This window comes from Paractinoplanes rhizophilus, from assembly GCF_042664765.1.
GTDB lineage: Bacteria > Actinomycetota > Actinomycetes > Mycobacteriales > Micromonosporaceae > Actinoplanes > Actinoplanes rhizophilus.
On sequence record NZ_JBHTBJ010000027.1, the window covers coordinates 52,306 to 75,761 of the forward strand.

A 23,456-nucleotide genomic window follows, 5' to 3' on the forward strand; every position below is an offset into this window, starting at 1 on the left:
ATGGTCCCTTTCGCCCGTTGCTGGAACCATCGATGCAGCTCAAAGCTCCTATGTCCGGCGTCACATGCGACGGAGCACACAGATCACCCGGTCGTGGCGCTGGGAAGGTCCTGTGAATCGTGTCATCGCTCGTTTACCCATTCAGCGAAAAACACCCTCCGACCGGATGGCCCATGTCTACCCGGACAGCCGATAGGAGTACGTCGCCAGCAGACAAAGCTACCCGTTCGGGTGACCCATGGCGGTCGATGCGAGACAGCCCGTGACCAGTTACTCGGCCGGCCGAGCCCAGTACTCGTCGCCCTCGGCGGCCGTCGGCGGCGTCGCCCCGCCGCCCTCCGGGGCCTCGCCCTCGCGGGCGAACGACTGATCGGATCCGACCCCGGTCGGCCGCTCGAACGGGGAGGCGTTCGTCACATCCCCCTCCCCCTCGGACGGTTTCCCCGCCGTCGCCGGCCCGTCGCCGGACACCGCGGACGGCTGCTCGCCCGCCGCCCCACCCACGGTCGACGCGGACGCCCCACCCACGGCCGAAGCCGACGGCCCACCCACGGTCGACGCGGACGGCTGCTGAGCGCTCGACCCACCCGCGGTCGCCGGTGGCTCCGTGGGGCTCGGCGGCGGGCCGGCCTGCGGCTCCGCCGGACGGCCCCAGACCGCCGCCTGGTCGGGAACGGGCGGCACCGCCGGGTATCCGGGGCCGGCCGTTGGGTAACCGGGGCCCTGCGGATAACCCGGAATCGGGTAGCCAGGCGCGGCCGGGTAGCCAGGCGCGGCCGGGTACCCCGCCCCAGGCGGCAACACCCCATAGCCGGGCTGAGGCCCATACCCACCCGGCACGGGCGCACCGTAGCCTCCGGCCGCACCAGACGCCCCCGGCGGGCCGTAGGCGCCCGGCGGCGCCACCCATGCCCCCTGCGGAGGCTGCGGGCCCACCCCAGGAACCGGAGGCGCCGGCGGCGCAGAACCAGGCGGCGCAGAACCAGGCGGCGCAAAGGCAGGCGGAGCAGACGCCGGGGGCGCCGAAGCGGGCGGCGCGGAGGCAGGCGGCGGGGAGGCAGGCGGCGCGGAGGCAGGCGGCGCCGAGGCGGGCCCGAAGACGTTGTACCCGGGCGCGGCCGGATACCCACCGGGATAGGGCGCGCCATACTGCGGAAAGCCCGCCGCCCCCGAGGCCGGCGCCGGCGCAGCCGCCCCCCGGAAGAACACCTTGGGCGCCGCCAGCACCAGCACCGCCACCAACCCGTACGCGATGATCTGTCCCGCCGCGAGGGTGACATTGACGCCCAGCCATCCACCCGGATAGGCCCGGGAGAGCTGATCCCCCAGCGACCACGCCACGGCGTCCCCGGCCCGCTGGATGGCCACCGCGATCAGCGAACCCGCGCCCGCGAGCGCCCCGAGGCCGCAGATGACCAGGGTCGCTATCCGGGCGGCGTTGCTGCCCCGGCGCAGCGCGATGCCGAGCACCACGTAGAGCGCGAAGATGATCACCGCGAGGACGAGGCCGATCGCCGCGCCGAGCCAGACGACGCCGACGTAGGTGTCCGGGTCAGTACCGCCGTTGAAGCGCTGGAACTCGTCCGCCGTCCCGCCGATGGCGTCCCGGAAGCGGCTGATCGTTCCCGGCACCACCGCCACGGTCGCGACCGCGTAGCACAGCCCCACCGCCGCCATGACCCACAACAGGACGGCGGCGGCCGACACGACCGGCGGCCGCCCCGAGGGCGAGGCCGGCGCGAGGCCCGTCGGCGGCTGAGTTGGGTACGACATAGACGACCCCCAAAGGTGATCCGTTGCGCCCGAACCTACCCAAGCCGCGCCGTGATCGCGGGGGAACCCACCCAGAGACCGCTATGCCCCGCCCCAGTAATAGAGGGCGGGGCATAGCGGAAACCGGTCACGCGGGGTCGGTCGGCGGCCTCGGCGGCGACTGCGGGTCGGTGGGCGGCGGCGATTGCTGCCCGGGATAGGGCGGCAGACCGGGCGCGGGCTGTCCGGGCTGACCATAGGGCTGCGCCGGATACCCCGGCTGCCCGGCCGGCGGATACCCCGGCTGTCCCGCCGGCGGATACGTCGGATACGGCACGGCCGGATCCCACCCCTGAGCGGCCGGCTGCTTCCGGAAGTAAGCGTTGGAAGCCGGCAGCGCCAGCAGAATGATCGTCGTCAGGATGGCGATCAGCACGATCACCGTGATCGTCGTGCTGGCCGGCTGGTACCACGACGGCAGCGCGTCGTTGAGGCGATTCTGGATCTCCGTCTGGGTCGGGGCGCCGGCCGTGCTCCGGTCCTCCAGCGAGCCGGCCAGGGCGTTGCCGCCCAGCCCGGCGCCGACGCAGCAGAGCGCGATGCCGCCGACCACCCAGGTGACGATGCGGGACGGGTTCTTGCCGCGGCCGTTGAAGATGCCGAGCACGGCGAAGCCGGCCGCGAGCAGCAGACTGATCCCCGCGCCGATGCCGTACACGACCCCGATGACGCTGCCGGCCTCGTCGGCGTTCAGCGAGGTGTCCGCGTACGCGTCCTTGATGGCGTCGGTGGTCGTGCCGAGCGTGGTGAACACGAGGATGGCGCTGATGACCTCGAGAACGGCCACCAGGTAGAGCAGGTAGGACGCCACCGTCACGACGGTTGGTCTCGTCCGTGGAGCGGGTGCCGGATATCCGGGAGACGAATAACTCGGGACGGTCACATTTCCCCCTAACTTGATCCACTTACGGTATCGGTGCGGGGCCACATTCGCGACCGCCCCGCACGCACCATCCCGCTATGGCACCATCGGGCGATAAGACCGAAAAATCCGGATCTAGGTCGCTCGTTTGAGGGCAGACACGGCGTGACCTTGAGCCCTACACTTTCGCCTCGTGGCGCAGGCTGAGCAGCACAGACCTCCAGCCTCCCACCCTGCCCAAGTGCATGCGAGTCGCCGGCGCGAAGCCGAAGCCGACCGCATCCGGGCACCCAACCGATCGCGCCGGCCGCGTGACCACCCCGCGGCCGCCCCCGACCTGACAAGGACCGGTGAGTCCCATGCCCCACGCCGACACCCTGACCGTCGTGCACCATGACGACACGCGTACGAGATTCCAGAACGTCCGTTACCGGCTGCACCGCGACGGCATACGGATCTGGACGGCCGACGGCGAGCACCTGGTCACCGACGTACTGATGACCGAGGCCTATCGGCAGCGAGCGCAAGATTGACAGAGCGGCCCCGGGGATCTTCCCCGGGGCCGCTTCGCATCAACCGCGCGAGACCGTGAGCCCCTCCTTGGCGGTGCCGACATCCACGATCACGGTGTCGCCGTCCCGGATCGACCCCGCGAGCAGCGCCTTCGCCAGCGAGTCCCCGATCGCCGACTGCACCAGCCGCCGCAGCGGCCGCGCGCCGTAGATCGGGTCGTACCCGTGCTCGCCCAGCCAGTCGATCGCCGCCGGGGTGACCTCGAGCCGCAGCCGGCGCTCGGCCAGCCGGCTGCGCAGCCGCCCGACCTGGATGTCCACGATGGCCGACAGGTCGTCCTTGGTCAGCGCGTGGAACACCACGATGTCGTCGAGCCGGTTGAGGAACTCGGGCTTGAAGTGCGCCCGCACCACCGCGAGCACCTCGTCCCGGCGCTCCTCGTCGGTCATGGTGAAGTCGCCGGCCTGCGAGCCCAGGTTGGACGTCAGCACCAGGATCGCGTTGCGGAAGTCGACCGTCCGGCCCTGCCCGTCGGTGAGCCGCCCGTCGTCGAGCACCTGCAGCAACACGTCGAAGACGTCCGGGTGGGCCTTCTCCACCTCGTCGAGCAGCACCACGCTGTACGGCCGCCGACGCACCGCCTCGGTGAGCTGCCCGCCCTCCTCGTAGCCGACGTACCCGGGCGGCGCGCCCACCAGCCGGGCCACGGAGTGCTTCTCGCCGTACTCGCTCATGTCGATGCGGACCATGGCCCGCTCGTCGTCGAAGAGGAACCCGGCCAGCGCCTTGGCCAGCTCGGTCTTGCCGACGCCGGTCGGGCCGAGGAAGAGGAAGCTGCCGGTGGGCCGGTCGGGGTCGGCGATCCCGGCTCGGGCCCGGCGGACGGCGCCGGCCACCGCGGCCACCGCCTCCTGCTGCCCGATGACCTTGGCCGCCAGCGAGTCCTCCATGCGCAGCAGCTTGGCGGTCTCGCCCTCCATCATCCGGCCGGCCGGGATGCCGGTCCACGACGAGATGACCTCGGCGATGTCGTCCGCGCCGACCTCCTCCTTGACCATCGGAGGCTCGGCCTTCTCCTCCTCGTCGGCCGCGGACGCGCTGGCGATCTCGTGCTCGAGGGCGGGGATCTCCTGATACTGCAGCCGCGACGCCTTCTCCCACTCGGCGTCGCGCTGCGCCCGCTCGAGCTCGGCCTTGGCGGAGTCGAGCCGCTTCTTCAGCTCGCCGACCCGGTTGAGGCCGCCGCGCTCCCGCTCCCACCGGGCGTTCAGCGCGGTCAGCTCCTCCTCGCGGTCGGCCAGGTCGCGTTCCAGCCGCGACAACCGGTCACGCGAGGCGGGGTCGGTCTCCTTCTCCAGCGCGAGCTTCTCCACCCGCATCCGGTCGACCTGCCGCTGCAGCTGGTCGAGCTCGACCGGCCGGGAGTCGATCTCCATGCGGAGCCGGGACGCGGCCTCGTCGATCAGGTCGATCGCCTTGTCGGGCAGGAACCGGTCGCTGATGTACCGATCGGACAGCGAGGCCGCCGCGACCAGCGCCGCGTCGGTGATCTGCACCCGGTGGTGCGCCTCGTAGCGGCCCTTGAGCCCGCGCAGGATGCCGATCGTGTCCTCGACCGTCGGCTCGCCGACCACGACCGGCTGGAAGCGCCGCTCGAGGGCCGGGTCCTTCTCGATGTGCTCGCGGTACTCGTCCAGCGTGGTGGCGCCGACCATGCGCAGCTCGCCGCGGGCCAACATCGGCTTGAGCATGTTGCCGGCGTCCATCGAGCCCTCGCCCTTGCCGGCGCCGACCACCGTGTGCAGCTCGTCGAGGAACGTGACGACCTGGCCGTTGGAGCCGCGGATCTCCTCGAGGACGCTCTTGAGCCGCTCCTCGAACTGGCCGCGGTACTGCGCGCCGGCCACCATCGCGCCGAGGTCGAGCGAGACCAGCTTCTTGTCGCGCAAGGTCTCGGGCACGTCGCCGGCCACGATCCGCTGGGCCAGGCCCTCGACGATCGCGGTCTTGCCGACGCCGGGCTCGCCGATCAGCACCGGGTTGTTCTTGGTGCGGCGGGACAGCACCTGCACGACCCGGCGGATCTCGGTGTCCCGGCCGATCACCGGGTCGATCTTGCCCTCGCGGGCCAGCGCGGTGAGGTCGACGCTGTACTTCTCCAGCGCCTGGTACGTCTGCTCGCCATCGGGGGTGGTCACCCGCCGCTCGCCGCCGCGCACCTGCGGAAACGCCGCGACCAGCGACTCCTCGGTGGCGCCGACGCCCTTGAGGGCCCGGCCGACCGCGCCGCCGACCCGGGCGAGGCCGGCCAGCAGGTGCTCGGTCGACACGTACTCGTCGCCGAGGGGCTGGGCGATCAGCTCGGCCTCGCCGATCGCGTTGACGAACTCGCGGGACAGGCTGGGCTCGGCGGTGCTGGCGCCGCGGGCGGACGGGATCTGCTCGAGGGCCCGCACCGCGGCACGGCGCACGTCGGCCGGGTTGGCGCCGACGGCACGCAGCAGCGCGGGCGCCGTGGACCCGCCGGTGTCGAGCAGCGAGAGCAGCAGGTGCCACGGCTCGACCGTGGCGTGCCCGCGGCGGCCCGCGTCGGCGACGGCGCCGGTGATGACGTCGCGGCTCTTGGTGGTCAAACGTTCGGCGTTCATCGACTCCACCTGATCGGAGAACTTGAGCGGGTTCCACTCAACTCTAGAAGCCTAGAACCACCTCGACAACGTCACTGGCCGAACGGCCGTGACGGTGGACACGAACGCTTCCGGACGGGCGCCCACCGCGCCGTACCGTAACGAATCATGGCCGTACCACCCCTGACCCGCCGGCTTCTCCCGCTCTCTCTGATCTTCATCGTGGTCGGCCTGGCGACCTCGTTCGTCGGTCCCTATCTCGCGCTCTTCCTCGCCGAGGGGCTGCACGCCGGCCCGATCCGCACCACGGCCTTCCTGATCGTCGCGCCGATCTCGGGCGTGGCGGTGTCCTGGCTGATCGGCCGCGTCTCCGACCGCCGCCCGATCCGGCGCCAGCTGCTGATCACCGCGGCGCTCGCCGGCGCGCTGGGCGCCGGCCTCACGGCCGTCCTCCGGAACTACTGGGCGGTGCTCGCGGTCACCGTGACGCTCACGGCGATCGCCGGGTCGCTCTTTCCACAGAGCTTCGCGTACGCCCGGCAGATGCTGCACCAGAAGGACCCGTCCCGGGCCGCCTTCGGGATCAGCGCGCTGCGCACCCTGTTCTCGGCGGCCTGGGTCGGCGGCCCGCCGCTGGCCGCGCTGATCCTGGCCGCGCACGGCTTCGGCTGGACGTACGGCCTGGCCGGCGCCCTCTACCTGGTCGGCGCCCTGCTGGTCGTCACGATGCTGCCCAAGGTGCCCGCCGCGGCCGTCACCCCGGCCCCGCACGAGGCCACCCATGCGAAGAGCCCCGCGGCCCTCTTCCTGATCATCGCGAGCTTCACCGTGGTCACCACCGCGTCCACGCTCAACGTCCAGGCCATGCCGCTGTTCGTGCGCGACGACCTGGGCGGCACGATCAGCCAGGCCGGCCTGATCCTGGGCGTCTGCGCGGCGCTGGAGATCCCGATGATGCTGGCGCTCGGCGCGCTGGCCACCCGCGTCCCGATCCGCCGGCTGATCTTCGTGGGCGTCCTCTGCGCGGTCGCCTACCACGCGGTCGCCGCCACGGCGGCGCACGTCTGGGTGCTGGCCGCCGCCCAGCTCCTCCAGGCGGTGGTCATCTCGACGGTCGGGGCGCTGAGCATCTCGTACGTGCAGGACCTGATGCCTGAGCACCCCGGGCGGGCCACCACCATGGTCACCAACACGTTCCCGATCGGCCAGATCATGGCGGCCCCGCTGTTCGGGCTGGCGCAGCACTTCGACTTCCGCCTCGCGTACGCCTTCAACCTGGGCCTTTGCCTGGTCGGCGCGCTCCTGCTGGTGGCCAGCGGCCGCACCCGCGCCCTCCACCGGAAACGGCTCATCACGAGGGAGCCCGCGATATCCGCCGCATAGGTCCGGCGTATCGCCCATAGTGAAAAGGGTGTCCCGTGGAACATCCAGTACCGTTGCAGGCGTGCGTGTAAGGGTGGAACAGACTCCGCTGCCGGGGATCGGAGTCCGGCATGACCTCGTCACCTCGAGCGGTCGCACGGTCGGAGTGGTCTCCCACCGCAACGGCCGGCGTGACCTGGTGCTCTACGACGTGGACGACCCGGATTCGTGCCTGGCGTCGATCCCGCTGACCGACGGCGAGGCCGAGGCGCTCGCCGACGTGCTCGGCGCGTCGCTGATGCTCGGCCAGCTCGCCGGCCTGCGCCAGCAGGCGGCCGGCCTGCTCACCGAGCAGATCGCGCTGCCGGCCGGCTCCCCGTTCGTGGGCCGCCAGCTCGGCGACACCCGGGCCCGCACCCGCACCAGCGCGTCGATCGTGGCCGTGCTGCGCGACCGCGAGGTGATCGCTTCGCCGGGCCCGTCCTTCGTCTTCGAGGCGAACGACGTCGTGGTCGCGGTCGGCACCCGCGAGGGCCTGGACGGCGTCACCGCCATCCTGGCCGGCGAGCGCGACGACTAGGCCGGCCAGCTCTATTTACCCGCGACAGAAAACCCCAGAATTAAGGGCGAAAGAGTGCACAGTACGACGATTCTCCTGATCGAGGTCGGCGCGCTGCTCTTTGCCCTGGGCATGCTCGGCCGCTTGGGCCGCCGGGTCGGTCTCTCGCCCATCCCGCTCTACCTGCTGGCCGGCCTCGCCTTCGGGCACGGCGGCCTCATCCCGCTCTCGGCCAGCGAGGAGTTCATCGAGGTCGGCGCCGAGATCGGCGTCATCCTGCTGCTGGTCATGCTCGGCCTGGAATACTCCGCCACCGAGCTGGTCGGCAACCTGCGCGCCGCCGCCCCGGCCGGCCTGATCGACGGCCTGCTCAACGCGCTGCCCGGGGCCGGCTTCGCGCTGCTGCTGGGCTGGGACTGGCGGGCCGCCCTGGTGCTGGCCGGCATCACCTGGGTCTCCTCCTCCGGCGTGATCGCCAAGGTGCTCGGCGACCTCGGCCGCCTCGGTAACCGCGAGACCCCGGTCATCCTGAGCGTGCTGGTGATCGAAGACCTCGCGATGGCCTTCTACCTCCCGCTGGTCACCGCCGTGCTGGCCGGGGTGGGCCTGGCCGGCGGCGCCAAGGCCCTGGCGGTCGCGGTGGTCACCGTGATCGCGGTCCTGGTGGTGGCGATCCGCTACGGCAGCACGATCAGCAAGTTCATGTCGGTGCAGGACCCGGAGGCACTGCTGCTCAGCGTGCTCGGCCTGACGCTGTTCGTGGCCGGCGTGGCCGCCGAGCTCAAGGTCTCGGCCGCGGTGGGCGCGTTCCTGGTCGGCATCGCGCTCTCCGGCCCGGTCGCGCACCACGCCACCGAGATGCTCTCCCCGCTGCGCGACCTGTTCGCCGCGGTCTTCTTCGTCTTCTTCGGCCTGTCCACCAACCCGGCCGACATGCCGCCGGTGTTGCTGCCCGCGCTCGGGCTGGCCGTGCTCACCATGGCGACCAAGGTGCTGACCGGTTATCTCGCCGCGAAGCGGGCCGGCATCGCGCTCCCCGGTCAGCTGCGGGCCGGCCTCGCCCTCGTGCCGCGCGGCGAGTTCTCGGTGGTCATCGCGGGCCTGGCGGTGGCCTCCGGCGTCGAGCCGCGACTGGCCCCGCTGGCGACGGCCTACGTGCTGATCACCGTGATCTCCGGCCCGATGCTCGCGCGCCTGCCCGATTACCAGTGGTTCCGGACCGTCGTGCGGCGCCGCATGGCCGACCGGCGGCGGCCCGTCAACCCTCTTCCCGCAGGTGAGTAAGGTGCCGAACCGGCAACGCTGCTTAATGCTACTGACTAGTATCCGATTGTGACCCGCTAACACTTCCGTAGTAACTTTGGGCGCGCTAGCGTTCGGGCTCGACAAGTTGTGTTAATCGGACTTTACGGCGGGGCGGCGGCGTGACTGTGCGTGAGTCGACTTTCTACGGGTTCGCAAACCCGGTCGATCCGCGACCGGAGGAGTTGCAGGCATGGGCATATCACCCCGAGTCCGTGCCATTGGACAACATGCCGCCCGACTGGGATCTGCTGATCGCCGGTGACGTCCTGGCGCCCACGCTCTTCGAGCTGGCGATGGACCGTCAGTGCCCCGCGCGCCGCTTCGCCCAGCACTGCATGTACATCTACGCCGCCGACGGAGTCCGGCAAAACGCCACCAACCAGCGCAAACGCCGCCTCAAGAAGTACGTCGAACGCGCCGAGGAGGTCGGCGACGAGCCGATGTCCATCTGGGCGCACAACTGCCGCGTCCTGATGAGCCGGCCCGAGGCCTTCGACTACTCCGACTGGATCGAGGGCGGCCTGGTCCGCCACCCGCGCCGCCTCGGCATGTTCGGCCGCACGACCGGCGGCGGCACGCTGGGGCGCTGATCAGCCCGCGGCGAACGACCGGATCACAAAGAAGGGCGGCCTTCCGGGGAAGGCCGCCATCCGCTACGAGCGATGTCCTACTTGTCGGCGGAGCGGCGCGGACGCCACACCACCAGGGCCGTCGACGGGCGCTCCTGGCGCACCAGGTCACGCCTCGAGTACGGACTCTCCATCTGGGCGATCCGGTGGTACGCCTCGTCGAGCTGCGCCTCCAGCTCCTGGATGCGCTGCTGGAGGTCGGCCACCAGCTGCTCGAGCCCGATGATGCGCTTGATGCCGGCCAGGTTGACGCCGTCCTCCTGGCTCAGCCGCTGCACTTCGCGGAGCAACGCGACATCCCGCTCGCTGTACCGGCGCCCGCCGCCGCCCGCCCGGCCGGGCTGCACCAACCCGAGCCGGTCGTACTGGCGCAGGGTCTGCGGGTGCATGCCGGCCAGCCGCGCGGCCACCGAGATGATCAGGACCTTCGCGTCGGAGGCCTGCTCCACCGAGATGTCGATCTCTTCATACATGTGCCACCTCCCGAGAACGTCCTAACCGCCCCGGCGCACGCGCGCCTCGAGCCGTTCCCGCCCGGCCGGCGGGGTCAGTTTCGCGAAACGCTCCAGCGCATCGCGCGCTTCCCCCGTGACACCGTCCGGCACCTGCACGTCAACCGTGACGATCAGGTCGCCGGGTGGCCCACTCTTGCGGGCCACGCCCTTGCCGCGGGCCCGCAGCTTGCGCCCGCTCGGCGTGCCGGGCGGGACCCGCATGGTGACCGGCCCGTCCAGCGTGGGCACCCGCAGGTCGGCGCCGAGCACCGCCTCGGCGATGCTGATCGGCAGGGTCAGCGTGAGGTCGTCGCCGCTGCGGCCAAACAGCTCGTCCGGACGGACGGCCACCTGCACGTACAGGTCGCCGGCCGGACCGCCGCGGTCGCCGGGCTCGCCCCGGCCGCTGAGCCGGATCCGCTGGCCGTCGGCCACGCCCGCGGGGAAGCGGACGTTGATCGTACGGGTCTTGGTGACCCCGCCGGTGCCGCGGCACTCGGCGCACTTCTCGTCGACGATGGTGCCCGCGCCCTGGCACTCGCGGCACGGCTCGGAGAAGCTGAACGACCCCTGGTTGCGCGAGATCAGCCCACTGCCGTGGCACTGCGGGCAGGTGCGCGGCGTGGTGCCGGGCTTCGCCCCGCTGCCGTGGCAGGTGTCGCACTCGCCGGCCGAGCGCAGCGTCAGCGGCAGGGTCGTGCCGCGTACCGCCTGGGTGAAGTCGAGGGTCACCTCGGTCTCCACGTCGCGCCCGCGGCGCGGGCCGCGCCGGGCCGCGCCACCCCCCGGCCCCCCGCCCGAGAAGATCGAGCTGAAGATGTCGGAGAAGCCGGCCCCGCCGAACCGGCGATCGCCGGCCCCGCCCTGGGCACCCGCGTTGGAGAAGCCACCGAACAGATCGGACGGGTCGAACTGCCCGCCCGGCGAACCGGAACGCGCGCCCCGGCGGAACGCGCCCGAGCCGAACAGCGAGCGCATCTCGTCGTACTCTTTGCGCTTCTTGTCGTCGGAGAGCACGTCGTACGCCTCGGACGCGGCCTTGAACTTCTCCTCGGCCTCCCGGTTGTCCGGGTTCCGGTCGGGGTGCAGGTCGCGGGCGAGCTTGCGATACGCCTTCTTGATCTCGTCGGTTGAGGCGGACTTGTTCACGCCGAGCACGGCGTAGAAGTCCTTCTCGAGCCAGTCCTTCGAGCTCATCGCGTCCACCTCCTCCTAGCGGGAGTCCCGCCCACCGCATCGCCGTGGGCGGGACGAGCTCCGCCGACTGATAGTCCAGGCTTGGGTAGAGGCACAGCCTGTGAGATCACTCGGGGTCGGCGACCGCGACCAGAGCGGCCCGCAGCAGCCGCTCGCCCAGGGTGTAACCCCGGCGCATGACCTCGACGCAGGTCGGCTCCGTGACGTCGGCCGACGTCTGGTGCGCGACCGCCTCGTGCCGGTTCGGGTCGAAGGGGTCGCCCTTCTCGCCGAACGCGGTGAGACCCAGCTTGCCGGTCACCGCGGTGAGCGACTCCGCCACCGAGGCGAACGGCCCGACCAGGTCGCCGTGCTCGCGGGCCCGGTCGATGTCGTCGAGCACCGGGAGCAGCGCGGTGAGCACCGCTCCCGTGGTGAGCTCGGCGGCGGCCGCCCGGTCCCGGTCGACCCGCTTGCGGTAGTTGGCGTACTCGGCGGTGACCCGCTGAAGGTCGTGGGTCCGCTCGTCGAGCTCGCCGCGCAGAGCCTCGAGCTCGGCTCCGAGCGCGGGCTTCTTGTCCTCGTCGTCGACGGGGACCTCGGCGCCCTCCTCCGGCTCGGCGGCGCGGTGCGCGCCGCCGGCCGAGGACTTGTCCTTGACCTCGGCGGTGCCCTTGGCGCCGCCCTCGGCCTTCGGATCTATCTTGCGTCGGTCCCGGATGACGACCCGCTCGGTCGTCCGACCGTCGTTCTCGTCGTCCGCGGCAGTCACTTCTTGTCGTCCTCCACGATCTCGGCGTCGACCACGTCGTCGCCACCTGCGGCAGCACCCGGAGCACCGGTCGGGCCGGCGCCGGTCGCGCCACCGGGCGCCTCGGTGCCGTCCGGACCACCGGTCGCGGCCTGGGTGCCGTCACCCTGCGAGTAGAGCAGCGAGCCGGCCTCCTGCGAGACCTGCGAGAGCCGCTCGTGCGCCGCCTTGATCTTCTCGATGTCGGAGCCGCCGAGGGCGCCGCGCAGCTCGCCGAGCGCCTCGCCGATCTTGTTCTTGCTGTCCTCGGGCAGCTTGTCGCCGCTCTCGGCCAGGAACTTCTCGGTCTGCCACTGCAGCTGCTCGGCCAGGTTGCGGGTCTCCGCGTCCTCGCGGCGCTTCTTGTCCTCGTCCGCGTGGTCCTGCGCGTCGCGCATCATCCGCTCGATGTCGTCCTTCGGCAGCGCGGAGCCGCCGGTGATCGTCATCTTCTGCTCCTTGCCCGTGCCCAGGTCCTTGGCGGACACGTGCACGATGCCGTTCGCGTCGATGTCGAAGGAGACCTCGATCTGCGGCACGCCGCGCGGGGCCGGCGCGATGCCGCTGAGCTCGAAGGTGCCGAGCTTCTTGTTGTACGCCGCCATCTCGCGCTCGCCCTGGAAGACCTGGATCAGCACGGACGGCTGGTTGTCGTCGGCGGTCGTGTAGACCTCGGAGCGGTGCGCCGGGATGGTCGTGTTGCGCTCGACCAGCTTGTGCATGATGCCGCCCTTGGTCTCGATGCCCAGGGACAGCGGGGTGACGTCGAGGAGCAGAACGTCCTTGACCTCGCCCTTGAGCACGCCGGCCTGCAGCGCGGCGCCCACGGCGACGACCTCGTCCGGGTTGACGCCCTTGTTGGGCTCCTTGCCGGTCATGCTCTTGACCAGGTCGGCGACCGCCGGCATCCGGGTCGAGCCGCCGACCAGGATCACGTGGTCGACGTCGGAGAGCTTGACGTCGGCGTCCTTGATCGCGGACTCGAACGGGCCCTTGCAGCGGTCGAGCAGGTCCTGCGTCATGCGCTGGAACTCGGCCCGGGACAGCGACATGTCCAGGTGCAGCGGGCCGTCCGGGCCGGCCGTGATGTACGGCAGGTTGATGCTCGTGGTGGTCGCGGCGGACAGCTCGATCTTCGCCTTCTCGGCGGCCTCGCGCAGACGCTGCAGGGCCATCTTGTCGGCGCCCAGGTCGATGCCGTGCTCGCCGCGGAAGGTCTTGACCAGGTGGTCGATGATCCGCTGGTCCCAGTCGTCGCCGCCCAGGTGGTTGTCGCCGGAGGTCGACTTGACCTCGATGACGCCGTCGCCCAGCTCGAGCAGCGAGACGTCGAAGGTGCCGCCGCCGAGGTCGAAGACCAGGACGGTCTGCTCCTTGGAGCCCTTGTCGAGGCCGTAGGCGAGGGCCGCGGCGGTGGGCTCGTTGACGATGCGCAGCACGTTGAGACCCGCGATCTCGCCGGCCTCCTTGGTGGCCTGGCGCTGCGCATCGTTGAAGTACGCCGGGACGGTGATGACCGCGTCGGTGACCGTCTCGCCGAGGTACGCCTCGGAGTCACGCTTGAGCTTCATCAGGACCCGCGCCGAGATCTCCTGCGGCGTGTACTTCTTGCCATCGATGTCGATCGACCAGCTGGTACCGATCTCCCGCTTGACCGAACGGATGGTCCGGTCGGGGTTGGTCACCGCCTGGCGCTTGGCGACCTCACCGACGAGCACCTCGCCGTTGCGCGCGAAGGCGACGATGGACGGGGTCGTCCGGGAGCCCTCCGCGTTGGCGATGACGGTGGGCTCGCCTCCTTCCAGAACGCTGACGCAGGAGTTCGTGGTGCCGAGGTCGATGCCGACCGCACGTGCCATGGTGTTCCTCGCTTCTTACTGAGTCTCGGTTCCCATCCAACCGCCCCACCCACCACCCAAGAGAAGACTGAAGGCTTTCCTGAAGTTGAGTGGAACCGACTCAATGATGCCACGGCCCGGCCACCCGTCAAATCCAAGTTGAGCCAACTCGGCGCAAGGGCGCCGCCCGCCAGCACTTCGGCAGATACCTGTCCGGTCACGGCATACCGGCACCTGTTGTCCTGCATGCATAGATCAGGCACTCTTTACCCGTGACGACGCACGGTGACGCGGTCGGTCCATCGGCCCTAGCCGCCGTGGACCCCGCAGCGCAACAGCCCGCCGGATCGGACGAGAATGACCTGACGAGTACGGTTTCGACCGACGCCGGGAACACCTCTGATCCTACGGAAGCCGTCGTGCCCACCACCCCATCGCCCCAGTCGCCGCCCGAAAAGGGACAAAAGTCCGCCCCACCGCAGCCCGATCCCGAGCCCGGGCCGGAGCCGGACGCGCCGTCGCCCGACGATGCCCCGATCACGGAAAGTGATCAGAGCACCGAGATCGAAACGCCGGCGGCGGCCCCCGAACAGGTCGAGCAGCCGCTGGCCGCGGCACCGACGGCACCGGGCGGCGATGAAATAAATCACCCGCAGCTACCGGCCGAGCCCCCGGCCGCGGTCGGGCACCTCGCCACCGCGCTGAGCCGGCTGCGGGCGGCGATCGGCGGCACGCCGTACCCCCTGGTCATGCCGTCCGCCGAGGAGGCCCGCCGGGTCGGCGCCGCCCTCGTCGCCCAGCTCGACGACTACCTGCTGCCCCGCCTGGCCCGGCTCGACGCGCCGCTGCTGGTCGTCGTCGGCGGCTCCACCGGCGCGGGCAAGTCGACCCTGGTCAACAGCCTGGTCCGGGCGCCGGTCAGCGCGGCCGGCGTGCTGCGTCCCACCACCCGCTCGCCGGTGCTGGTGAGCAACCCCGCCGACCTCGCCTGGTTCCGCCAGGGCCAGCTGCTGCCCGGCCTGGTGCGCACGCCCGAGTCCAGCGCCGACCCTCGTACGCTGCAGATCGTCTCCGCCCCCGCGCTCGGCGCCGGCCTCGCGTTCCTCGACGCGCCCGACGTCGACTCGGTGGTCGAGGGCAACCGGAAGCTGGCCGCGCAGCTGTTCGCCGCGGCCGACCTCTGGCTGTTCGTGACCACGGCCGCCCGCTACGCCGACAATGTGCCCTGGGAGCTGCTGACCACGGCCCGGCTGCGCGGCACGGTGATCGCCCTGGTCCTCGACCGGGTGCCCGCCGAGGCGGCCGGCGAGGTCACCGCCCACCTGCGGGAGATGCTGGCCGCCCGCAACCTCGGGGCGGCCCCGCTGTTCGTGCTGCCCGAGACCACGCTGGACGGTCAGGGCCTGATCGCCGAAGACGTGGTCGGCCCGCTGCACGACTGGTTCGGCCAGCTCGCGGCCGACGCCAATGCCCGCTCCGCGGTGGTGCGGCAGACCCTCGACGGCGCGCTGGCCGCCCTCGGCCCGGCGGTGGCGGGCCTCGCCGACGCCGCCGACGAGCAGTCGGTGGCCGCACACGCGCTCGACGAGCGGGTCGCGATCGCCTACCGCAACGCCCGGCAGGTCGTGGTCGAGGGGCTGCGCGACGGCCGGCTGCTGCGGGGCGAGGTGCTGGCCCGCTGGCAGGAATTCGTCGGCACCGGCGAGTTCATGCGCACCCTCGAAAACCGAGTCGGCCTGCTGCGCGACCGCGTCGTCTCGGCGATCACCGGCCGCCCGCTGCCCGGCCGCAACCTGCAGACGGCGTTGGAGTCGCAGCTGGTCACGCTGCTGCGCGGGGTGGCGACCGACGCCGCCGAGCAGGCGTACTCGGCGTGGCAGGCGCACCCGGCCGGGGCGGCGCTGCTCGATCCCGAGCTGCAGCGGGCCTCGGCCGACCTGCCGCAGCGCGCCGACCGGCTGGTCCGCGACTGGCAGCAGTGGGTGCTCGGCCTGGTGCGCGAGCAGAGCGCGGAAAAGCGGGTGGTGGCGCGCGGCGCGGCCTACGCGGTCAACGGCGCCGGCCTGGCCGTCATGATCGCCGTCTTCACCTCGACCGCGTTCATCCCGACCGGGCTCGAGCTCGCGGTCGGCGCCGGCACCACGGTCGCGGCCCAGAAGGTGCTCGAGGCGGTCTTCGGCGACCAGGCGATCCGCGGCCTGGCCAACCGCGCCCGCGAGGACCTGCTGTTCCGGGTGGGCGAGCTGCTCGACGCCGAGGCCGCGCGGTACACCAACCGCACCGCGGCGACCGGGCTGGACATCGAGCCCGCCGCCGACCTGCGCCGGGCCGCGCTCGACGTCGAGGCCGCGCGGGTGGAGCTCGCGTTGACGGGGAGCGCGACATGAATCTGATCGAGAAGGTGCGCGGCGCGCTGACCGGCGCGGACGGTCGGGTGGACGCCGAGGAACTGGTGCAGCGCCTGGAGTCGCTGAGCAAGTTCCTCCGCTTGGTCGATCCCTATCTGCCCGACGCCGACCTGGTCGCCGCGCACACACTGGTGGAGCGGGCCGGCAACCGGCTCTCGCTCTCTCGCGACCACACCGTGGTGGCGCTGGCGGGCAGCACCGGCAGCGGCAAGTCGAGCCTGTTCAACGCGCTCGCCCGGCTGAAGCTCTCGCCGGTCGGGGTGCGCCGGCCGACCACCGGCGCCGCGCACGCCTGCGTCTGGGGCCCGCTCGAGCCGGCCAACCAGCTGCTCGACTGGATCGGGGTGCTGCCGCGGCAGCGCTTCATCCGGGAGAGCGCCCTGGACGGCGACGACGAGGCCGCCCTGCGCGGCCTGGTGCTGCTCGACCTGCCCGACTTCGACTCGATCGAGCGCAGTCACCGCCTCGAGGTCGACCGCCTGCTCGGCCTGGTCGACCAGGTGGTCTGGGTGGTCGACCCGCAGAAGTACGGCGACCGGATCCTGCACCAGGCCTACCTCAGCCAGTTCCGCGAGCACACCGGCGTGACCATCGTGGTGCTCAACCAGGCCGACCGGCTGTCCACCCAGGACACCGAGGTGGTGCTGGGCGACCTGCGCCGCCTGCTGGAGGAGGACGGCCTGTCCGGCGCGCCGGTGATGGCCACCTCGGCCAAGCAGCCCGGCATGCTGCACGAGCTGCGCGAGACTCTGGAAAAGACCGTCGCCGACCGGCAGGCCGCGCTGCGCCGCCTGGCCGGCGACCTGCAGACCGTCAGCGAGCCACTGACCTTGATGATCGGCCCGCCGGCCGCCGAGGACGAGGTCGACCGGGCCACCGTCCGCCAGCTCTCCGAGGCGCTCGCCGCCTCGGCCGGGGTGGGCGCGGTCGCCGACGCCACCGCGGGCTCCTACCGGCACCGGGCGGCCGCGGCCACCGGCTGGCCGGTCGTGCGCGGGCTGCGCCGGCTGCGCCCCGACCCGCTGCGCCGGCTGCACCTGACCGGGACGGCGCCGACGGACGCGGTCTCCACCGACATCGTGCCGCGCACCTCGCTGCCCGAGGCGGACGCCGCGCAGAAGTCGGCGGTCGGCCTCTCGGTGCGTGCCGTCGCCGCCCGCGCGGCCGCGCCGCTGCCGGCCATGTGGGCGCCGGCGCTGACCAATGCGGCCCGTTCCCGCGTCGACGACCTGCCCGACGCGCTCGACCGGGCGGTCGCCAAGACCGACCTGGGCGCCGGCCGCACCCCGCTGTGGTGGCGCGGCGTCGGCATCCTCCAGTGGGCGCTGGTCGCCGCCGCCGTCGCCGGGCTGGGCTGGCTGCTGGCCGGCTACGCGGTACGCCTGCTCGGCCTGCCCGAGCTGCGCTACCCCAAGGTCGGGGCGGTGCCGCTGCCCACGCTGCTGCTGCTCGGCGGCGTGCTGGCCGGCCTGCTGCTCTGGCTGCTGCTCAAGCCGATCGTCAACTGGGGCGCCCGGCGGGCCCGCGCCCGGGCCGAGCAACGGCTGCGCGCCTCGATCACCGAGGTGGCCCGGGAGTACGTCGTGGCGCCGGTCCGCGAGGTGCTGAACGCGTACGCGCAGGCGCGCGAGGCGCTCACGACCGTTCGTTCGGAGTAGTCTCCGAGCGTACGGGGACCGGTACGCTCGCGTTATGTCGCCATCATCGACCCCGTTCGAGGCAGTTCTGCACGCGGCGCGTGACGTGGCGAAACTCGACTGCGCGTTGGACGCCGAGATGCTGGGCACGGCCCTGCTCGGCAGCGTCTACTCGATCGCCGAGGCCGACCGGGCCGCGGCGGTGCGCGATTTCGTCGGCGAGTTCCTCTCCGCGACCACCCGGCGCCGCACGGCCGCCGCCACCACGATCCGCGAGGTGTTCGCGGCGCTGGTGCCCGACGCCGCCGGCGCGGCCGACGTCAGGCGGGGCGCGCAGGCGCCGTCGTGGGCGGCCGAGCTGGGCCGGGTGCGCCCCACCGGCTGCTACGCGTACGGCGACGTCTACGGCGATCAGACGTCCTATCTGGTCACGTTCGCCTACGAGAACGAGGACGGCGGTCCCGAGCACGCGGTCGTCGCCCTGGTCGACCACAACATCGGCATCACCAAGGACGTGTTCGTCGGCTCCTCGGCCGAGCGCGTCCTCGAGCAGGTGCGCGAGATGTGCGCCGAGGACGAGCTGACCTGGTTCCGCGAGGAAGATCCGGCCCGGGTCCGCGAGGAGGTCGACCGCCACCTGGCCGTCACCGACGGGCTGGGCTCGCTGCCGGCCGACGGCTCCCTGGCCACCGACCGTGCCCTGGCCGCCGCCCGCCTCGCGCTCCTGCCGAGCGCCGGCACGCCGCCGCTCGCCGAGCCGCCGCACCCCAGCAACACCGAGTTGGCCCGCGACTTCCTGGCCGGCCCCGAGGCGGCCACCTTCGGCCTCGACAAGGTGAGCGCCGACGACGAGTTGGCCTCCCTGCACTTCTGCGTCAGCCTGCTGCTGGACCACGCCGCCACCCTGCCCGGCGCCGACCCACTGCGCTGGAGCCCCGCCGTGGCCGGCCTCTTCCTGCTCGACTGGGTGCACCGCCGCGCCGTCCTCGACATGGACGACGCCGCCATGCTCCCCAAGGTCGCCCGGGCCTGGTCGGCCTACACCACGCGCCGCCGGGGCCTGCCCGAGGCCGCCGCGATCCAGACCGACGAGCTGGTCGAGGAGATGATCCCCGAGTTCGCCCGCCTCTACGCGACCGGCGAGCGCCGCAGCCCCGCCACCGCCGCGGTGGCCCAGCTGATCTCCGAAGGCGTCGACCCCGACGACCACGAGGCCATCGACGCCTGGCTGGACGCCAACCGCCACCGCCTCGACGAGTAGCCGCGCCCGCCGCCGTCCGCGCGTGATCGGGCCGCGCTGCCAGGGCCTGGCCTGCCCACCGTGGCCGCGGCCCGGTCGCGGTCCGTGCGTGATCAGGCGGCGCGGCCATGGCCGGCGAGGCTGCCTGCTCACCGTGGTTGCCGCCCGCTGCGGTTCGCAGGTGGCCGGGCTGGGCTGCCAGGGCCGGGAGCCCGCCTGGTCACCGCGGCTGCCGCCGGCGCGGCGAGATCTTGATAAGTGCGCGTTAGTTGCGAGCGGAGACTTATCAACCTTGGCTGATCTGGGCCGACGCCCGGACAGTAAAAGCCGATATTTCCGGCACTCGCTCGTGAGATGTCCCGCAACATGGACCGGTCGTTCCAGTAGCCGGGATCGCGGGCCGCCACATCCGCTCTTTGAGACACAGCGGCCGCATCGCGGGACCCACGCCCAGCGCAACTGGCGGCAGCCACCGGCACCATCGGGCACCCCGCCATGGCAGCCCCGCCCAACCAACGATCATCGCAACCGGCCGAGCCAAGGCCGAACGAAGGCCGAACGAAGGCCGAACGAAGGCCGAGCCAGCCGAGGCCGAGCCGGAGAAGGCCGGACCGAGGCCGACCGGGCTCACCAGTGGCCGCTCAGGTCCTCGGTGGGCTCGGCGTGGTGGCGGCCCACCCGGGAGCTGCGGCGCTGGGCCGGGGTGTCGTCGGCATGGTGCAGGCTGCCGGCCCGGTGGCTGCCGCGGTACGGCCGCTCGATCTGGTTCTCCTCGGCGCGCGCCTCGGGGATCAGATGGCGGGTGTTGAGGCTGCCCGCGGGGTAGCTGCGCTCGAGGATGCGGGACGCTCGGATGTTCTGCGGACGTTCGGCCACGGGTGACCTCCGGCTGTGCTCGGACCGGTCGGCCGACCGGTCGCTGTCGGTGGAACGGGCGCATCTTTGCTGGTGGTGCCGCGACGACAAGTCGCCGCTATCGGGAATATCCGATAACTCGGGGATGGCGTCGCCGTCTGCCGCGAAATCCACCGGATCGAGGGCGGCGGAAGCACGCGGCGAAGCGGGCCGGACCGATCGCCCGGGCACCGATGGCAAATGCGGAAGAGCGGGCATTCCGGGCAACGCCGGGAAAGCCGCCATCGCCGGCGCGCGCTCCGAGGAAGCCGGGCGGCGAGGGCGTGCCGACTTGTCAGAACCGGACTTCTGGGCCGAGCCGCGGGCCGCGTGCTTCCCGCCGTACGGGAAAGCGGGAGACGGCTCGGACCAACCACGGCGCTTGCCCGTTTCGCCCAGCAGCCGGCCCGCCCGCAGTGCCGTCCCGGCAACGCCGGGCGGCAGCAAGGGCGGCGACGCGCCCACCCGGGCGTCCGGAAGCACGGGCCCGGGCGACGCCGGCGGCAGGAACGGGATGTCCATGGTGTCGGTGCCGCCGTCGGCAAGCTCGCTGGACCCGGCCGTGATCGCGGCGAGGGTGGGCACCGACGCCAGTCCCACCAGAAGCGCCAAGATCAGCACATACCGTCGAGTCGGTCCGGAGAAACCGGAATCCGCCCGGTACACCCCGTTCAGCCGCTTTCGCATGACCTTGAGCGGCGGTACGAGGTCGTCGTCTGGCTGCTCCGCCACGGCCGGGAACCCCCTACGAAAAAGATCAACATGGATCGGTCTCGGACAGAGGGTTGAACGACGGATGCCACCGGGAGCAGCGGGACATATGGTCCATTCGTACGGTAGTGACCGTACGAAAACCGCTTAATAGGACAAAAACGGACCCCGATGTGACGGAGGAATTTCCGGACTGTGATCGACCCGACCTGTAACCGGGCTCACGTTCTCTGTCAGGATGAAGGCGACGGCACCGCTGCCGATCTGCCGGGGCGGTGGGCGCCGTCACTCCCCGGCGGGGCCTCGGCCCGCGCCGTAGCGTCGCGCGGCAACCTCACCAAGGTCAGGCGCGGCGACCCAGCGGTTCGCCGCGCGGACGGGCAACACCCGCCGCGGGCGCAGAGACGAACAGGGAGACACGGATGGCGAACGGCGACAGCGGAGCTGTGCCACTACCGACGCCTGGACCTTCGGTCGGCGCGGAGATCCCGCGAAACGGTGAAGATGCCCCACCCGGCGGCTTCGTCCAGTTGCTCACCCCCGAGGGCGAACGCGTGGACAGCGTCACCACGGCGGACGGCACGACGTACACCGTCGACTTCACCGACGACGAGTATCGAGCGCTCTACCGCGACCTGGTCACGGTCCGCCGGCTGGACGCCGAGGCGACCGCCCTGCAGCGCCAGGGCGAGCTGGGCATCTGGGCCAGCCTGCTCGGCCAGGAGGCGGCTCAGGTCGGCTCGGGCCGCGCGCTGCGACCGCAGGACATGGCGTTCCCCACCTACCGCGAGCACGGCGTGCTCTACACCCGCGGGATCGACCCGATCATGCCGTTCGGCCTGTTCCGCGGCGTCGACCAGGGCGGGTGGGACCCCAACGAGTTCAAGTTCAACACCTACACGATCGTGATCGGCGCGCAGACGCTGCACGCCACCGGCTACGCCATGGGCATCACCATGGACGGCAAGACCGGCAACGCCGACGGCGAGGCGGTCATCGCGTACTTCGGCGACGGCGCGACCAGCCAGGGCGACGTCAACGAGGCGTTCGTCTGGTCCGGCGTGTTCCACGCCCCGATCGTGTTCTTCTGCCAGAACAACCAGTACGCGATCAGCGAGCCGCTGGAGCGGCAGACCCGCATCCCGCTCTACCGCCGCGCGCTCGGCTACGGCTTCCCCGGCGTCCGGATCGACGGCAACGACGTGCTGGCCACCTTCGCGGTCACCCGCGCCGCGCTCGACCAGGCCCGCAACGGCCAGGGCCCGACCCTGATCGAGGCCTACACCTACCGGATGGGCGCGCACACCAGCTCCGACGACCCGACCCGCTACCGCATCGCCAGCGAGGTCGAGTCGTGGAAGGCGAAGGACCCGATCGCCCGGGTCAAGGCGTTCCTCACCAAGCAGAAGATCGGCGACGACGACTTCTTCGGCGACGTCGACGAGGCCGCCACGAAGCTCGCGCTCGACCTGCGCGAGCGGGTGCTGGCCATGCCCGACCCGCAGCCGGTGACCCTGTTCGACAACGTCTACCCGCACGGTTCGCCCGAGGTCGACGCCCAGAAGGCGGAGTTCGTGCGGTACCACGCGTCGTTCGAGGGGAGCGCCCACTGATGAGCGAGACCATCACCCTTGGCAAGGCCCTGAACCACGGCCTGCGCCGCGCGCTCGAGGATGACTCCAAGGTCATCATCATGGGCGAGGACGTCGGCAAGCTCGGCGGCGTCTTCCGCATCACCGACGGCCTGCAGAAGGACTTCGGCGAGGACCGGGTCATCGACACCCCGCTCGCCGAGTCGGGCATCGTCGGCACCGCGATCGGCCTGGCCATCCGCGGGTACCGCCCGGTCTGCGAGATCCAGTTCGACGGCTTCGTCTTCCCGGCGTTCAACCAGATCGTCGCCCAGGTGGCAAAGATGTTCTACCGCTCGCTGGGCAACGTGCGGCTGCCGATCGTCATCCGCATCCCGTTCGGCGGTGGCATCGGCGCGGTCGAGCACCACTCCGAGTCGCCCGAGGCGCTGTTCGCGCACATCCCCGGCCTCAAGGTGGTCAGCTGCGCCAACCCGGCCGACGCGTACACGATGATCCGCCAGGCGATCGCCTCGGACGACCCGGTCGTGTTCTTCGAGCCCAAGCGCCGCTACTGGGAGAAGGGCGAGGTCGACCTCGGCGCCGACCTGGCCACCGCCTTCCCGCTGCACGACGCGCGGGTGGCCCGGCCGGGCGCCGACGCGACGCTGCTCGCGTACGGCCCGATGGTGCGCACCTGCCTCGACGCCGCCACCGCGGCCGCCGAGGACGGGCGCGACCTCGAGGTCATCGACCTGCGCTCGCTGTCCCCGCTGGACATGGGCACGGTCTACGAGTCGGTGAAGCGCACCGGCCGCGCCGTCGTGGTGCACGAGGCCCCGGGCAACCTGGGCGTGGGCGCCGAGATCGCGGCCCGGATCACCGAGGAGTGCTTCTACTCCCTGGAGGCGCCGGTGCTGCGGGTGACCGGCTATGACGTTCCCTACCCGGCCGCCCGGGTCGAGGAGGATTACCTCCCCGATCTCGACCGGGTGCTGGACGCCGTCGACCGCTCGTTCGGCTGGTGA

18 protein-coding genes are annotated in these 23,456 nt (G+C 71.8%); 10 read left to right on the top strand and 8 right to left on the bottom strand.

The features are described from left to right. Window positions 1–270: 270 nt before the first annotated feature. The gene (locus ACFQS1_RS28480; RefSeq protein WP_378974174.1) at window positions 271–1,773 is read right to left on the bottom strand and encodes a hypothetical protein; all 1,503 of its coding nucleotides are present in this window, start codon (window positions 1,771–1,773) and stop codon (window positions 271–273) included. Between the two features lie 127 nt (window positions 1,774–1,900). Then, window positions 1,901–2,623: a hypothetical protein gene (locus ACFQS1_RS28485; protein WP_378974176.1), complete on the bottom strand. Its 723-nt coding sequence runs from the start codon at window positions 2,621–2,623 to the stop codon at window positions 1,901–1,903. 401 nt (window positions 2,624–3,024) lie between these two features. Between ACFQS1_RS28485 and ACFQS1_RS28490 the strand changes: the two genes are divergently transcribed. Next, a complete protein-coding gene (locus ACFQS1_RS28490) occupies window positions 3,025–3,207 on the top strand; it encodes a hypothetical protein (RefSeq protein WP_378974298.1) in 183 nt (60 codons plus the stop codon). A gap of 39 nt (window positions 3,208–3,246) precedes the next feature. Here ACFQS1_RS28490 and clpB read toward each other — a convergent pair whose 3' ends face one another. Further along, complete coding sequence (clpB, locus tag ACFQS1_RS28495) at window positions 3,247–5,835, bottom strand: ATP-dependent chaperone ClpB (protein WP_378974179.1); 2,589 nt, start codon at window positions 5,833–5,835, stop codon at window positions 3,247–3,249. Between the two features lie 147 nt (window positions 5,836–5,982). On the opposite strand from clpB, the gene ACFQS1_RS28500 reads away from it, so the two are divergent. From ACFQS1_RS28500 to ACFQS1_RS28515, 4 genes are all read left to right on the top strand, one after another. After that, on the top strand, window positions 5,983–7,197 hold the full coding sequence (locus ACFQS1_RS28500; RefSeq protein WP_378974181.1) for a sugar efflux transporter: 1,215 nt from the start codon (window positions 5,983–5,985) through the stop codon (window positions 7,195–7,197). 61 nt (window positions 7,198–7,258) lie between these two features. Further along, entirely contained in the window at window positions 7,259–7,756 is a 498-nt protein-coding gene (locus ACFQS1_RS28505; RefSeq protein ID WP_378974183.1) for a cation:proton antiporter regulatory subunit, read from the top strand. 54 nt (window positions 7,757–7,810) lie between these two features. After that, on the top strand, window positions 7,811–9,019 hold the full coding sequence (locus ACFQS1_RS28510; protein ID WP_378974185.1) for a cation:proton antiporter: 1,209 nt from the start codon (window positions 7,811–7,813) through the stop codon (window positions 9,017–9,019). Window positions 9,020–9,159: 140 nt separating this feature from the next. Then, window positions 9,160–9,630, top strand: a complete 471-nt coding sequence (locus ACFQS1_RS28515) for a hypothetical protein (RefSeq protein ID WP_378974186.1) — start codon at window positions 9,160–9,162, stop codon at window positions 9,628–9,630. Window positions 9,631–9,707: 77 nt separating this feature from the next. On the opposite strand, the gene ACFQS1_RS28520 is transcribed toward ACFQS1_RS28515, so the two are convergent. The 4 genes from ACFQS1_RS28520 to dnaK all read right to left on the bottom strand — a co-directional run bounded on the left by ACFQS1_RS28520 (window position 9,708) and on the right by dnaK (window position 13,988). Further along, window positions 9,708–10,142, bottom strand: a complete 435-nt coding sequence (locus ACFQS1_RS28520) for a heat shock protein transcriptional repressor HspR (protein WP_378974189.1) — start codon at window positions 10,140–10,142, stop codon at window positions 9,708–9,710. Window positions 10,143–10,163: 21 nt separating this feature from the next. Continuing rightward, window positions 10,164–11,360, bottom strand: a complete 1,197-nt coding sequence (dnaJ, locus tag ACFQS1_RS28525) for a molecular chaperone DnaJ (RefSeq protein ID WP_378974191.1) — start codon at window positions 11,358–11,360, stop codon at window positions 10,164–10,166. A 106-nt stretch (window positions 11,361–11,466) separates the two neighbouring features. Beyond that, window positions 11,467–12,111, bottom strand: a complete 645-nt coding sequence (gene grpE / locus ACFQS1_RS28530) for a nucleotide exchange factor GrpE (RefSeq protein WP_378974194.1) — start codon at window positions 12,109–12,111, stop codon at window positions 11,467–11,469. Continuing rightward, the gene (dnaK, locus tag ACFQS1_RS28535; protein WP_378974196.1) at window positions 12,108–13,988 is read right to left on the bottom strand and encodes a molecular chaperone DnaK; all 1,881 of its coding nucleotides are present in this window, start codon (window positions 13,986–13,988) and stop codon (window positions 12,108–12,110) included. The genes grpE and dnaK overlap by 4 nt, the downstream gene beginning before the upstream one ends. A 728-nt stretch (window positions 13,989–14,716) precedes the next feature. On the opposite strand from dnaK, the gene ACFQS1_RS28540 reads away from it, so the two are divergent. The 3 genes from ACFQS1_RS28540 to ACFQS1_RS28550 are packed head-to-tail and all read left to right on the top strand — an operon-like array spanning window position 14,717 to window position 19,273. Beyond that, window positions 14,717–16,354 carry a GTPase family protein gene (locus ACFQS1_RS28540; protein ID WP_378974290.1) on the top strand — a complete coding sequence of 546 codons (1,638 nt, stop codon included), beginning with the start codon at window positions 14,717–14,719 and terminating at the stop codon, window positions 16,352–16,354. Further along, window positions 16,351–18,033, top strand: a complete 1,683-nt coding sequence (locus ACFQS1_RS28545; RefSeq protein WP_378974198.1) for a GTPase — start codon at window positions 16,351–16,353, stop codon at window positions 18,031–18,033. The genes ACFQS1_RS28540 and ACFQS1_RS28545 overlap by 4 nt, the downstream gene beginning before the upstream one ends. Before the next feature lie 34 nt (window positions 18,034–18,067). Beyond that, complete coding sequence (locus ACFQS1_RS28550) at window positions 18,068–19,273, top strand: hypothetical protein (RefSeq protein ID WP_378974201.1); 1,206 nt, start codon at window positions 18,068–18,070, stop codon at window positions 19,271–19,273. 606 nt (window positions 19,274–19,879) lie between these two features. Here ACFQS1_RS28550 and ACFQS1_RS28555 read toward each other — a convergent pair. After that, window positions 19,880–20,878, bottom strand: coding sequence for a hypothetical protein (locus ACFQS1_RS28555; RefSeq protein ID WP_378974203.1), 999 nt, complete (start codon window positions 20,876–20,878; stop codon window positions 19,880–19,882). A 401-nt stretch (window positions 20,879–21,279) separates the two neighbouring features. Here ACFQS1_RS28555 and pdhA point away from each other — a divergent pair, with 401 nt between their 5' ends. Further along, window positions 21,280–22,470 (top strand): pyruvate dehydrogenase (acetyl-transferring) E1 component subunit alpha, encoded by a 1,191-nt coding sequence (pdhA, locus tag ACFQS1_RS28560; protein ID WP_378974205.1) that lies wholly within the window; start codon window positions 21,280–21,282, stop codon window positions 22,468–22,470. Then, the gene (locus ACFQS1_RS28565; RefSeq protein WP_378974292.1) at window positions 22,467–23,456 is read left to right on the top strand and encodes an alpha-ketoacid dehydrogenase subunit beta; all 990 of its coding nucleotides are present in this window, start codon (window positions 22,467–22,469) and stop codon (window positions 23,454–23,456) included. Before pdhA ends, ACFQS1_RS28565 begins: the two co-directional genes overlap by 4 nt.

Bases quoted from the DNA above. Each gene is read 5' to 3' on its own strand.
- ACFQS1_RS28480 (WP_378974174.1), bottom strand. From the start codon at position 1,773: ATGTCGTACCCAACTCAGCCGCCGACGGGCCTCGCGCCGGCCTCGCCC.
- clpB (WP_378974179.1), bottom strand. From the start codon at position 5,835: ATGAACGCCGAACGTTTGACCACCAAGAGCCGCGACGTCATCACCGGC.
- ACFQS1_RS28500 (WP_378974181.1), top strand. From the start codon at position 5,983: ATGGCCGTACCACCCCTGACCCGCCGGCTTCTCCCGCTCTCTCTGATC.
- ACFQS1_RS28520 (WP_378974189.1), bottom strand. From the start codon at position 10,142: ATGTATGAAGAGATCGACATCTCGGTGGAGCAGGCCTCCGACGCGAAG.
- dnaJ (WP_378974191.1), bottom strand. From the start codon at position 11,360: ATGAGCTCGAAGGACTGGCTCGAGAAGGACTTCTACGCCGTGCTCGGC.
- dnaK (WP_378974196.1), bottom strand. From the start codon at position 13,988: ATGGCACGTGCGGTCGGCATCGACCTCGGCACCACGAACTCCTGCGTC.
- ACFQS1_RS28540 (WP_378974290.1), top strand. From the start codon at position 14,717: ATGCCGTCCGCCGAGGAGGCCCGCCGGGTCGGCGCCGCCCTCGTCGCC.
- ACFQS1_RS28545 (WP_378974198.1), top strand. From the start codon at position 16,351: ATGAATCTGATCGAGAAGGTGCGCGGCGCGCTGACCGGCGCGGACGGT.
- ACFQS1_RS28550 (WP_378974201.1), top strand. From the start codon at position 18,068: ATGTCGCCATCATCGACCCCGTTCGAGGCAGTTCTGCACGCGGCGCGT.
- pdhA (WP_378974205.1), top strand. From the start codon at position 21,280: ATGGCGAACGGCGACAGCGGAGCTGTGCCACTACCGACGCCTGGACCT.